Raw genomic sequence first — 14,047 nt, 5'->3', positions numbered from 1 at the left:
CTATGAATATCGGCATTCTTAGATTAGGAATTATCGGTGGTTCTTTAGGATTTGATTTACGCTCACAAGGACATTATGTTTTGGGAGTTAGTCATCGTTCATCTACCTGCAAAACAGCTATCAATATGGGTTGTGTGGATGTAGCAGGGATAGATACTAATCTGATGACACATGCAGATATTATATTTATTTGTACACCTATGGATTTAATTATGCCAAAGTTCTTGGAATTAACCGTACATATATCTACAAGTTGTATTATCATAGATATCGGCTCGGTAAAAAACCCTATAGTCAGGGCCATAACTCCCCATTGGCAAAACTTTATTGGTGGACATCCAATGGCTGGAAAGTCAGATAGTGGTATTAAGGCTGCACAAAGTAGTTTATTTTTTGATAAACCCTATGTATTGATACTGGCAGACACAACCCCATGGTCAGTAGTTGAAGTAATGTCAGAATTAGTAGGCTAATTAGGAGCAAAATTATATTATTCCTCTCCGGAAAGTCATGATTTAGCGGTGAGTTGGATTTCTCATTTACCAGTTATGGTTAGTGCTTCCTTGATTACAGCCTGTATGGAGGAAAGTGATAGCAAAGTTTTAGAGCTAGCTCAACACCTTGCTAGTTAAGGCTTTCGTGACACAAGTTGCGTAGGTAGTGGTAATCCAAATTTAGGGGTAATGATGGCAAAATATAATCGCCAAGCCTTGTTGATAGTACTAAAAAAGTACCGACAGCAAATTGATGAGGTAATTGATATTCTTGAAAAAGAATACTGGCAAAGTTTAGATATTAAATTGACTGCAACACAACAATGGTGACCAGGTTTTGTGGAATAATCATAAAGTGGGAGTAGCATACTGGAAGTTAGTAGTGTTATCTAAATAATTCTTTTCTTTTATATAATTGCCATGTACTTTATCTAAGCATGCTATACATATCAGCCAGATTTTCAAGGCAAGTTTTGTTGTTGTACTAGTATTAAAATAATGTATATCCAGCGGTTATTTATGCTCCAGTGAATAAGTGAATATCAATATCAGGAATTACTTGAGAGTAAGACACACAGGCGATTGCAATGTGCAATATTTCCTGCAAAATTTTAACAAGTGGCTTGCAAAGCACTGCATAGAAAAGGTGTGATTGGCCTATAGCTATAATTCCTACTATCATATGCAAATTGCCAGTTTGACATTTGATAATCATAATTAGCTCCATCTTAATCACAATCTTCTAAACTCTCTGAACTGCCTATTAAAGCTCTAGTAACATTATTAATAGATATTATGTACCCAACCTGGGAAAAATCAGAAGTTTGGCAAGTAACTTGGAATATCTGGCACGTCTAGCATACCGTAAATTCCCGTACTTATATAAAATAAATATCTTCCTGACGCAAGCAATTAAAGGTCATATAGATTGCCTGTTCTAACTACTAACTCAAACTGGCCATCATCTCTGTCGCCTTTTATAGTCGTGATAAAATTATTTAATCAGTTCTAGTGAAGAAAGTCTGTCAAAGTATAGACTATTGAGGTTAACTTGCTCCGTTATTATAGATGTCCACACCCTTGCAAGTTTATCCATTGGCTCTGAAATCTTATTTTATTTTTCTTAATTACAATAGGTCAGAGCCAAATGAGTTATATCTTCTCATATGGCTGATTATATATCAACAATGATATAAATCTATAACTGACTTTATTTTCACCTTTGCAATTAACTATTCTCAAGCTTACACATTACGTTATTACGTCATATGGAAAGTCGTTAAAGTACTAATTATAGTAGTCCTTCCAGTTGACGACGAATATTGTCTAACTCTGTACCTGAAATTTCTTCCTCCGCTTTATGGCTAGTTGCTGAATCAAGATCATTTTCTTTTTTACCTCTATCTTCTTGCCAATTAGTTTCTTCCACATTTCTTTCTGGGGGAATTACTAAAGCTTCATTTTCAATAATTAGTTCCCATTCATAACCAGCACTTTGACAAAATTCCTTGATTTCTTCAGCATCAATTTCCTCTACCGATGCAGTTGGAAAATCTTGAGCTTCTAATTGTAGGGCAAACCGGGTAGCATCATCTTTAGATTCAAACATGAGAATTTTATTGCGATCATCTTCTTGAATTGTATGAACTCCTTCATTATCAGTGCCAGCATTAAACAATAATACAAAAATGCGCATAGGTGTAGTCGTCCGTTCTTGATTTTTGGATCTATTAATATTAAAGGCGGAAATTAAGTTAAGAATATCAGTAATAAGAAAATTATTATTTAAATATGAAATTTTCTTTCAGTAACTATTTACTTAAGTGAGTGAAGCCGTATTAACAGATAATTTTATATTTTTGCCTCAATTAGATTATCCTTTAGTCTCTTAGGAATACATATATTTCTATTTCTTAAGATTGCTATTACTCTGGTTGTATTTGTAATTTTCTTAGAACCAGGTTATATGTGCAGCATGGATTGCAGAGTGGATAGTAGACAAATTGGACATTTAAATCTAAAAATCATCTAATTTAAGTTTTCAAAATAGAGAAAATCAAATTTTGAGTGAATGCATTAAGTTAAATTATTAGTCCACAGTAATGATATATAATATTCTAAGTCACATATTAAACAACAAATATTAAAATAAGGATTAAATCTGAATTTCGAGGTTACTTGAACTCTACTCATGAATAGCTGAAGTTTGAAACCAGAATATTATTATTTTATTTAAAATAAAGGATGTTTAGCAAATACTTAATCCACTATAATTCTCGCCGATTTTTATTGTCTTAAAGGCGTATGAAATTATTTAGAAATAACTGCTAGCAAAAGATAATTTACATTCTTGATTCAAGACAGTATCGTACCATATTTATAAAAGTATGGTTATTGAGTTTTACCAATTTGATAGCTCTTACTTAATAAGTTTATAGCTATATTGAATTACTCTATGTAAATGTCTATTTTTACTATAAGGATGTACTTAAAAGTAAGGATAAATTTATAATCAATATCCAAAACATAATCAGCTTTTATCTGATACCCTGTAACTCCTACCTCCTGCTATAATTCCTCCTTGTAATAACAACATCAAGTCAAATTCAATGAATAAATCTCCCCACCAAGATATGAAGTCATACCCCAATAATCGCAAACCATTATGGTTTTTTTCACTCAGACATAGTGGAATTGCTTTGGGTATTATGCTCTCTCTTGGATTGACCGTTGGTACTTGGCGGTTATGGACATTTATTCAAAAAGATTTAGTTCCTCTGGTAGAGGAAAACTTGACTAAGTCACTGAATCGCCCATTCAAATTAGGGAAGGTAGAAAGACTTTCCCTATTAGGGGTAAAATTTGCCCCTTCTGAGATCCCTGCTATACCTACAAATAAGAATAGGATCATTATGGACGGGTTAGAAATCAGTTTTAATTTGTGGCAATTGCTTTTCCAACATCAACTAAATCTAGATATAAATTTAGTCAACCCAGATGTTTATATTCAACAAGATTCTCAAGAAACTTGGCTTAGTAACACTTTAGCTACTTCCAGTAGATTTGGATTAATCAAAATAGACTTAGATAAGCTACGAATTACTAATGGAAAATTAATCTTAATACCCTACCAAGCCAACAAATCTGATAAGAAGGCTTTGATCGCAAATCCTGTTTCATTGTCCCAACTCAATGGTCTGGCTCAATTGCAAGATAATAACCAATTAATTATTTTTCAAGTGGGAGGAAATGTTGGTAGTGGGGGTAATATAGATTTCCGAGGTTCAGTTCATCCCGAAACTTCATCTGGAAACTTGCAGATACAAGTAAAGGATATATTTATTCCCGAAGTTTCAAAAGTCCTACCATTACCTATTGAGCTACAGGGAGGACGAGCTAGAGGAAATGTAAAAATTAAGTTAACACATAAGCAAGAAGCACTAATGTTTGGGAAAGTTGCTGTGGAAGGTATGCAGATAAAGTTTCCTCAAGCACCAGAAACTTTCAGACAATCCCAAGGTAATATTAGTTTCCAAGGAATGACAATAAAGTTAGAAAACATCACTACGAATTACGGCAATATTCCCTTGGCTGCACATGGGATCATTCATAGACAAGATGGTTATCAGTTGGTAGGAAAGGTTAGGAGTGTAGAATTATCCAAAGCTTTAGAATCCTTACAATTTGAGGTTCCTGTATATGTAAATGGAAAGGTAAAAGCAGATATTAAAGTTGGGGGTGCAATAACTCAACCAGTTATTTCCGGTACAGTAGCCACCATCATACCAACTTATATTGATAAAGTTAATTTTCAAGATATCCAAAGTAAGTTTAAATTTTTTACCAGCAGTGGTTTAATTTCAATTTGGAATCTTCAAGGGAAAACAAAGTTAGGAGGAAAGATAACAGGCGATGGCATTATGAAGTTGGATGACTCTCCGAGTTTCAATTTCCGCTTAGTTGCAAACAAATTTCCTGGAGATAGTTTAACTCAAGTTTATAATCTCAAACTCCCATTAAAAATTAGTAAATTTAATGCCACTGCATTACTAACTGGTACCCCTAAAAATTTTCAAACCTTTCTTGAATGGCAAGCACCGCAAGCAACCTACCCTGCAAAAGGGGAAACTATTATTTATCCAGACAAAACCATTCGTTTCCAAAATGTGGAATTAGAAGTGGGGGATGGCACAGTTGTAGCTACTGGTACTTGGGATAATCAAAACTGGCATACTATATTACAGGCTGCTGATGTTCATATAGAACCTTTTATTAATAAGGAACAACTACCGAATATTTCTTTGAATGGGGTAGATGTTAATGGCCGTTTTGTTCTCTCTGGTAGTTCTGCACCATTTACAATCGATAAGATAGATACACAACGAGGAGAGATAAAAATTGGTGGTGGTACATTAGCCATATCGAATATTCGTCTGAATAAGAAAAATGTTGTAGCTCAAGTAATAGCTACCAGAGTTAAGCTGGGCCAAGTTATTAAAGGATCCCACTCAATCCTAGCAAATCCCTTGAATGGAATATTTAAAATAGCAGGAGATATAAATAATCTTAGTCCGAAAACTCTCCAATTAATGGGTAATGCCAAGTTAAGTATTGATGGTGGTACTATTGCAGTTAATAATATCCAACTAATATCTGGGCTGTATAAAGCACAACTCCAATTTGACCATGTCCCATTGCAAGAACTGGTAGAAGAAGTGCCAAAGCAATTTTGGGGTAGGATACTTGGCAAATTAAGTATTGCTGGCTCTTTAGCTCCCTTTAAATTTATAGATACTCAAGCTAGTGGGGAGGGAAGGCTCAATCTGGCCAGCGGAATAGTCATTGCTCAAAACATTCAATTAAATAACGGGCGTTATAAAGCTGCAGTGACGGCTACTGGTATATCTGCTGAAGAATTTAATGAGCAAATGCGGGGTGAGATGGATGGCAAGTTTCAAGTTACAGGTATAGTGGATAAATTCAGTTTGGCAAATGTACGTGCTGTGGGGGAAGTAAATCTATCCCAAGGAGTTGGATTATTCAAAAATCCATTATCTGGAGTGGTGCGGTGGATGGGTAACAAACTGGTTGTGGAAAAATCTACCAGCCCAGGTTTACAAGTTAATGGTTATCTAAATACCAAGATTGAGGATGGAAAATTACCAGAAATTAACAATTTGAGCTTAAATATAAGCCTAAAAAATTACAACTTGGACCAACTCTTATTGAATCTACCTGCAACAATACCTGTAGAAGGAAAAACTGACTTTCGTGGTAAAATTACAGGCACACCTGATAAGTTAAACATTCAAGGGCAGATAGAACTAAATAACTTTGTGGTAAATCAGTTTGCCTTTGAATCTAAATTAATGGGAACTCTACAAACAAAACTAGATGGTGGTTTAAATTTAGATGTAAATGGTATAAGAGATAAAATTGATCTAAGCTTTAATGAAGAAGGTTATCCAGAATTATTTTCAGTTAAGGGTAATCAAGCATCAGGCACTGGGAAAACTCAGGGGAATAAGTTATCTATTAATATAGAAAAACTACCACTAAAAACATTAGGTGTACAACTGCCATCTCAAACACCTATCGGCACAGGAGTAATTGAGGGTGAATTGAGTGGATATTTGCTAATTAATCAGCAGACATTAGCAACTTCTGGAGAATTAGCAATAACCAACCCAAAAATTGGAAGAATCACAGGTGAACACCTACAAGCAAAGTTTAATTATGCAAATAGTACAATTAAACTGGCTAGGAGTGAACTTATCAAAGGTGATAGTAGATATACATTTGCAGGTAATATTATCACAGATGCAAAATCACCCAAAATCCAGGCAAATATAAATATAAAACAGGGACTAGTTCAAGATATTATCACCGCTTTACAAATATTTGAAATTCAAGATATACAAGGAAGAAAAGCCACACAAACCTATGGTAAGTCCAATGATTTAAAAACCAAGGCTGCAGGTAAGCACCAGTTAAATTTGCTACTACAAATTCAACGTTTTTACGAAATACAAGCACTTTTAGAACAGCAACAACGTCAAGAATCAGGGATAGTTCCACAATTGTCTGATTTAAAAGGCATTATAAATGGTGAAATTATCTTGGATACAACTAAAAGTACGAATGTTAATTTCAAACTTAATGGTGAAAATTGGGTATGGAAAAATCAGGAATTAAACTATTTGTATAATGCTGATAGTATAATTGCCGAAGGTAGTTTTCAAAATGCATCCTTAAGACTACTGCCATTGCGAATTCAATCCAAAAACAGACTTATTGCGTTTTCAGGTAATATTGGCAGTCAGGACCAACATGGTAAGCTGGAGATAGAAAATTTTCCCCTCGATTTATTAAACAAGTACATCAAGTTACCAGTAAATATTACCGGTAATCTAAACGCTACAGCAGCATTGTCCGGTAGTATTAATAATCCCCATGCTATTGGTAGGGCTAGTATTATAAATGGGGCTATTAATCAGAAACCTTTGAATTTAGCAGATTCTAGCTTTAGTTATACAAATGGGCGTTTGTATTTTGGTAGTGAGTTGAAAATTATTAACCTAGAATCAGTAAATATTAATGGTAGTGTTCCCTACAGTTTGCCTTTTGCTACTGTCACCCCAGAAAGCAATAAAATTGAATTACATATACAAGTTGAAAATGAAGGTCTAGCTGTATTAAACTTGTTTACCGATGAATTGGCTTTCCAAAAAGGTGAAGGGGAAATAGACATTAAGGTTGATGGCACTTGGAGATCCCCTCAATTAAATGGTATTGCCAGATTAAATGATGCTATCTTTTCAACCCGAATGTTACCAGGACAATTGACACAAGTTACAGGGGAAATTAACTTTGATTTTGATCGCATCATTGTTAAAAATATCCAAGGTAACTATAGTCTTGGTAAAGTAAAAGCTCATGGAGAAATTCCGATCGCTAGTAACCATAACACACAAATAGATAATCCATTAACAGTTTATTTTGATAAGTTATTATTAAATCTTAAGGGCCTATATCAAGGAAATGCTAGCGGAAGGTTAGAAGTTATTGGAGCATTCTTAAATCCCAATATTAGTGGTAATGTAAACCTAAGTGAAGGTCGCGTAATCCTACCAGACAATAATATTTCTATCCAGATACCAGACAATAATATTTCTAGCCAGAGTTTTTCTCCAAAACCCAAACAGATAAAACGAATCGAAAACTCAAGTCAGAGTAATTTGGAGTATGATTTTGCAAGTATTAAATTTCTAGATTTACAATTGAATTTAGGGAAAAACATAGAAATTTCTAGCCCTCCTATTTTCCAGTTCCTAGCTACAGGTACATTAAATGTTAATGGTTCTCTGGATAATCCCTCACCAGATGGAATAATAGGGTTAAAAGAAGGTAATGTAAATTTATTTACAACCCAGTTGAGTTTGGCTCGTGGCCATAACCACAAAGCTGTCTTTACTAAAGATAAAGGACTAGATCCATATTTGGATATTGTTTTATTTGCCAAAGTTTTGGATGTAATTCAAAGTACAGATTTTAATAAACCTAATAATAATGGTTTAGCAGCCTTAGAAAATGTACGTGTGGAAGCAAGTGTACAAGGGCTAGCAAGTCAATTAAATGATAATTTAGTGCTTAGAAGTGCCCCAGCCCGAACCGAAACAGAGATCATTGCACTATTAGGGGGTGGATTTGGTCAAAAACACCAAAATGGTGGTAGTACTTTAGCTTTGATGAATATTGCTGGCTCCGCAGTGCTGAATAATTTTCAACAATCTTTTAATCAAATTGGTAATAGTTTTGGTTTGAGTGAGTTACGAATATTTCCGACTATTATTTACAAAAACCCTAAAGCTGGTAGAAGTAATTCTAAGCTGGAATTGGCGACTGAGACTGGTATTGATATTACTCCTAGAATTTCTGCTTCTGGAATTAAAATATTAACTACTGATGACCCGATTCAGTTAGGTTTAAACTATAGGATGGACGGGGAATTTCGTCTTCGTGGTTCAACCAACTTTTATGATGATAGCCGGGCTACTTTGGAGTTTAAAAAGCGGTTTTAGTAGGTATATTAGTCATTTTAGGCTTCTATATATTGCAGTAATTGCAATGTTTAGTCAATATATAATATTGATGAGTTAGACTAATGTAACTTGATTGATTCATTGGGATATATATTGTAATTGCCAGATAAAATAACTAACCTTTTCCATATGAAATGATTTTCTATCATAGTAAATGTTAACTACTAATCGAATGTTATTTTTATAACCGCCATTATCATCTATAATGCGAAAAACCATTCTTGAAAAATTGCACCGTTCTAGGGTATTTCAAAAAAATATAGTTGGAATTATCTATGGTTACGCTGATAAGCGTAACGAGTAATCATCCTAAAAAATCTAACGATTAATCTCCCAAATTTTCATCATTTTTTTTGAACCACTCATTAGAGTTTTACCATCCTGACTGAAAGCAACTACCTTTATTCCTTGCTCATGTCCTTTAAGAGTAGTAATTTGCCTACCAGATTCGAGTTCCCATAGTTTAATAGCGTTATCATCACCACCACTAGCTAGGATTTTGCCACTAGGTGCGACTACCAGAGCATTTACTTTCCCCACATGACCCCTAAATGTGGAAACTTGTTTGCCAGATTTCAAATTCCACAGTTTAATCGTTTTGTCATTACTCCCACTAATAAGTGTCTTGCCATCGGGAGTAATAGCTAAGCTGGTAATTTCTCCCAAATGTCCTTGGAGAGTTAGAATTTTTTTACCAGAAACCAAATACCATAGTTGTATGGTACTGTTATCACTCCCACTAATCAAGATTTTATTATCAGGGGCAATAATCAAACTAGTTATTTTTCCCTTGTGCTTGGTAATCGCAAGCATTTCCTTCCTAGTCAATAAGTTCCATAGTCTTATTGTTCCGCCTGTACTCCCGTCTGCTAAGATATGTCCATCATTACTGAAAGCCAGAACATTTACTCCACTCTTATGCCCGGAAAAAGTCCTAACTTCCTGACCTGTTGCTAAGTTCCATAACTTAATAGTACTATCGTCACTTCCACTGACAAGGGTTTTCCCATCAGGGCTGATAGCTAAGGTATTAACCAGCTCAGAGTGTCCCTCTAAAATAGATATTTCCTGTCCAGTTTTACCACTCCACAATTTAATGGCCTGATTACTTGCACTGGCAATAGTAGTACCGTCTGGACTAAATGCAAAGCAAGCTATAGGTTGATTTTTATCTTCCAATGTATTAGCTAAAGAAAAACTTTTCCAGGAATTTGCAGAAGCTGTAGTTGAGGCATGAGGACTATTAACCTTTTGGTGGTTTTGCTTATTACTATTAGTATAAATACTACTTTCTATATGAATATACTGTTTATACCAAAACTCACCCAGACCTAACATAGACACTGTAAAAATTACAACTAATATATTAATTAATTTGAAATACTTTTTAGGAGTAATTGGTAATTGACTTGGTAATTTGGGGAGGGTACCTGCTACAGTTTCTTCTGTTATAAAAGCAGGAGTTACTTCCATATTAGCTATTAGTTCTAGGAGGACTTCATTTGCTGATTGATACCGATACTTTATATCTTTTTGCAGAAGTCTATCTAATGTTTTAGCTAGATTTCTATCGATAGGAGTGCGTAAGTACTTACACCAATTTTTTACCCAACTGTAACCATGTTCCATCCATAGTTGGAATGGAGAAGTTTCAGCCAATAAATGGAAACAAGTAGCCCCTAAACTAAACAAATCACTAGCGGGATAAGCTGCACCATCTCTAATTTGTTCTAAGGGTGAATAACCATGAGAACCAATAGAAGTACCCGTTCTCATCTGTACTCTGGCTGTCAATTGCTTGGAAGAACCAAAGTCAATTAAACATAATCGTCCATCACTTTGACGACGTATAATATTTTGGGGTTTTATATCACGATGTATGACTCCATGATCATGAATAAACTTGAGTACAGGTAATAAACTCAATAAAATATCTTTAATATCTTCTGATGTATAAGATACTTTCCACTGTAATTCTTTTAATAAGTTATGACCATCGATAAATTGCTGTACCAAGAACATATAGTTGTCTTGTTCGAAGTAAGCTAATAAAGTAGGAATTTGAGAATGCTCTCCAAGCTGTTTGAGTTGTCGTGCTTCTTTTTGAAAAAGCTCCATAGCCTTGGAAATTGCCCAAGTACCTTGGAATTTGGGTGCTAATTGTTTGACAACACAGTTTTCATTTAGCTTGTCAATATCCTCTGCTAAGTAAGTTCTACCAAATCCTCCCTCATCAGAAAGCACCCTAATCACACGAAAACGGTTTCGTAGTAGTAACACCAGAGGAGTGCCACAGGTTTGACAAAGCTTTCTTTTATCAGGGTTAAGAGGATTAGGGCAATCAGGATTAAGGCAGCAGATCATGAGTTAAAGGACGTAACCGCATCACAAATTATGCTAATTTTGCCCAGGTTTTAAACTGAAATATAATCAACTATTAAACTAATATACAAAAAAACTCTTGAAGATTATGATTTTACCTTTGTTCCTAGCAATTAGTAGGGTTCATATGCCAGAAATTGCTAGAGCCTATATGTGAAAGGGAAAAAATATTTTTCATCGGTACTTATGATTATTGTCTATAATAGATCTTAGCCATATATTACATTGACTGGTTTGTTTGTATATCTTATTGCATTTAGCTTAGTTTATTTAAAATAAAAACAATAATTGTAATTATAATCATCAATTATTCATGATATTTGTATCAAATTTTGCATTTTACTATATCTAAGCAATAGAAAAATAAGAACAGCTATGAAATAAAAATATTTACGCATAACAGTAGTATTTCCCATAGGCTGACCAAACTCACTCAATAATTCAATTTCAATCTAGTTATATTTTATATAAATATTAATGTTGTTATTTCCATTAAGAGTAAAATCAGCATCAATGTAATAAGTATATACCTATTTTAATTGAGGCTTTATAATTATTAGAGATTCTAAATCTTCTTCTAGCAATATCAAAGTATATCAATTTATTTTACTTTACACATTTTTTATGAATAATGGTAACGGTATATTTTCCATATTTTAAGCTAGGAAATAGGCATTTAAAGTGAATGACTTATAGTTCCGTTAGAAATACCCCTGCGAAGGCTTTAAGCTTCTAAAATAGATCCATTCTCCTAGGATATAAACAAATACATACTTCTTATTTGGGATATTGAATTATATTTACTATTATAGCAAGTGTATCAGCAGTTTTATATTTTGTAAATTTTCCCCATAATATTTTAGCAGCGATGAAATCCTTAAATAGGAGTGGTTGTATACCCTTAAATTGTTTAATAAGACTTATATGATAACAGAAGCACTCATAGCAAATCATTGTCACTAGCCATGCAGAACGTAAATATTCCCAAAACACACGCCAATACTGAAATAATAATTTGCTTTCATTATTGGATGAATCGAACCATTTTTCATAACCATATAGATCAGGTAATAGACCTAATATATATTTATGATTATTATCAATAAATGACATATGGTCTGGAAATAAAATGCTTAATGATTGTTTTAGATGACTGCATAAAAAGAAAAGATATTCAGGTATTTCATAAAACTTTCCTAACATTGCTAGTCTTAATAAGAAAATAGCATCTGCAGTTCTATAAATACCTTGAAGAGTTATACTTTTCAAAGTACTAGAATGAATCAATCCAAAAATTGGATAGCACAGATTTTTAGCTAATAACTCGTGGAATCTCACATTTATTTTTGATAAATACTTATGGAGATGGACATTATTATTTCTAATAAAATTACTACTTTCATCAATGCAAGAAATAAGAGAATGATATAAAACTGTGTCAGGATTTCTAATATTGCAACACATTTACTAATAAAATCTGGAGCAATCACATCATCATGGGCTGCCTATTTAAAATACTCACCAGTAGATAATTCAAAAGTCCGGTGATAATTTGGAGCACCGCCAAGGATATCATTTTTATAGTATCTTACACGGGAGTATTTTGCTACATATTCTTGATAAATAGATTCAGTACTCTCAGTAGAGGCATTATCAGAAATAATCAGTTCAAAATCGGTAAAAGTTTGTACAAAGATTGAGTCTATAGCTTCTTTCATAAAGTTTTCACTATCATATATAGGTAAACCAATACTCACTCTAAATTATTTTTCAGATATATAAAATATCTATCTCAATTTTACTTAATTATGAAGAAATAAAAAGATACAAACTGAGTTATCTCAATCAAATATGATATATGTTTTGAAAAAAGCATGAAAAATTATTTGTCTATGATACTATCTAACATATTTTTTATAAATTACAGTTAAATTTAGGAACACTTGTTAATGAGAATTAATTATTTTTTAGAAAATAGTAGATGCAACCAGACAAAGAATAAAAACTATAATTACTATTTGTCTATAGAATTATTTCTTTTAAGTTTGTTTTCTGCAACCATTGTTTAGTAATTTCCAAACCTTGTTCTAAATTTACACTAGGTTCATAGTTTAGGATATCTCGTGCTTTATCAATAGAATATGCATGTGGGCGTGACATAAAATCGACAGCTTCTGGAAAAATGTCTACAGGCTTACGGAATAACTTTTGTCCTTGATAACGTAATTTTAAAAATAGCTTTAATTCATCTTTTGGTAGTGCAAAAGGTATAGGTAAATTAGTCATTTTTGCCAAGTAGCTAAAATATGTTTTACAAGAAGTTTCTTGTCCATCAGTAATATTAAATATTTCCCCATATGGCTGCTTCTCTATAGAGAGAAACATGGCATCAATGAGGTTGTCAATATAGCAATGGTTAATTATTCCAGAGCCATCATTAACATATGCAAATAGTTTCTGCTTCATAAGCATTACTGGCCTTACAACCCAAGGGATACTACCTGGTCCATAAACATCTCCTGGTCGAATAATGATTACACCAAAATTGGGGGGAGAATTCAGCTCTAATAATGCTTTTTCCGCTTCTATTTTAGTTTCACAGTAAGGGTTATTTTCTCCTACAAGATTACTATCCTCTGTAGCAAGATGAGGATAATCAAAGCCATACACTAAAGCATTAGAAATATGGATAAAAGTTTTCACTCCAGACTTTTTTGCTGCTTTGGATATATTAATGGTACCTTTGACATTTACTTGTCGAAATTCTTCTATTTCACCTCCTTCTTTAGCAAGTTCATGGGTGTGTATAACTACATCAACTCCCTGACAAGCTTTTTGAGCTATCATTGGATCATTAATATCACCAACAATGATATCAATACCTAGATCCTGGACATTTTTTTTCTGTTTTTTACAACTTTGCAATCCGCATACTTTCATTCCTTGTGTGATTGCTTTTTCTGCAGTACGTAAACCGATAAATTCATCAATACCTGTGATGAGTACATTTCTATTTTTATGAGTCATTATTCTTAGAATAGGTTAAAGGGGAATTGTCAATGGAAATAG

7 protein-coding genes and 1 pseudogene are annotated in these 14,047 nt (G+C 33.5%); 2 read left to right on the top strand and 6 right to left on the bottom strand.

All coding sequences use genetic code 11. The features are described from left to right. The first annotated feature begins 2 nt into the window (after positions 1 to 2). Positions 3 to 824 (top strand): annotated as a pseudogene (locus RINTHH_RS02480) (prephenate/arogenate dehydrogenase). Positions 825 to 1,011: 187 nt separating this feature from the next. Here RINTHH_RS02480 and RINTHH_RS02475 read toward each other — a convergent pair. Together RINTHH_RS02475 and RINTHH_RS02470 are read right to left on the bottom strand one after the other, a co-directional pair. Continuing rightward, positions 1,012 to 1,209 (bottom strand): hypothetical protein, encoded by a 198-nt coding sequence (locus tag RINTHH_RS02475; protein ID WP_008232517.1) that lies wholly within the window; start codon positions 1,207 to 1,209, stop codon positions 1,012 to 1,014. A 576-nt stretch (positions 1,210 to 1,785) separates the two neighbouring features. Further along, entirely contained in the window at positions 1,786 to 2,190 is a 405-nt protein-coding gene (locus tag RINTHH_RS02470) for a DUF3110 domain-containing protein (RefSeq protein ID WP_008232516.1), read from the bottom strand. Between the two features lie 913 nt (positions 2,191 to 3,103). On the opposite strand from RINTHH_RS02470, the gene RINTHH_RS02465 reads away from it, so the two are divergent. Beyond that, positions 3,104 to 8,575 carry a translocation/assembly module TamB gene (locus RINTHH_RS02465; protein WP_008232514.1) on the top strand — a complete coding sequence of 1,824 codons (5,472 nt, stop codon included), beginning with the start codon at positions 3,104 to 3,106 and terminating at the stop codon, positions 8,573 to 8,575. Between the two features lie 339 nt (positions 8,576 to 8,914). Here RINTHH_RS02465 and RINTHH_RS02460 read toward each other — a convergent pair whose 3' ends face one another. From RINTHH_RS02460 to RINTHH_RS02450, 4 genes are all read right to left on the bottom strand, one after another. Next, positions 8,915 to 10,960 carry a serine/threonine-protein kinase gene (locus RINTHH_RS02460; protein ID WP_008232513.1) on the bottom strand — a complete coding sequence of 682 codons (2,046 nt, stop codon included), beginning with the start codon at positions 10,958 to 10,960 and terminating at the stop codon, positions 8,915 to 8,917. Positions 10,961 to 11,755: 795 nt separating this feature from the next. Then, positions 11,756 to 12,265: a hypothetical protein gene (locus RINTHH_RS11155; RefSeq protein WP_231291146.1), complete on the bottom strand. Its 510-nt coding sequence runs from the start codon at positions 12,263 to 12,265 to the stop codon at positions 11,756 to 11,758. A gap of 218 nt (positions 12,266 to 12,483) precedes the next feature. Beyond that, positions 12,484 to 12,735, bottom strand: a complete 252-nt coding sequence (locus RINTHH_RS11150) for a glycosyltransferase family 2 protein (protein ID WP_231291145.1) — start codon at positions 12,733 to 12,735, stop codon at positions 12,484 to 12,486. Between the two features lie 265 nt (positions 12,736 to 13,000). Beyond that, positions 13,001 to 14,005 (bottom strand): NAD-dependent epimerase/dehydratase family protein, encoded by a 1,005-nt coding sequence (locus tag RINTHH_RS02450; RefSeq protein WP_008232500.1) that lies wholly within the window; start codon positions 14,003 to 14,005, stop codon positions 13,001 to 13,003. Between the last annotated feature and the right edge of the window lie 42 nt (positions 14,006 to 14,047).

This window comes from Richelia intracellularis HH01, from assembly GCF_000350105.1.
GTDB lineage: Bacteria > Cyanobacteriota > Cyanobacteriia > Cyanobacteriales > Nostocaceae > Richelia > Richelia intracellularis.
This window is presented reverse-complemented; position numbering and strand designations above follow the sequence as displayed.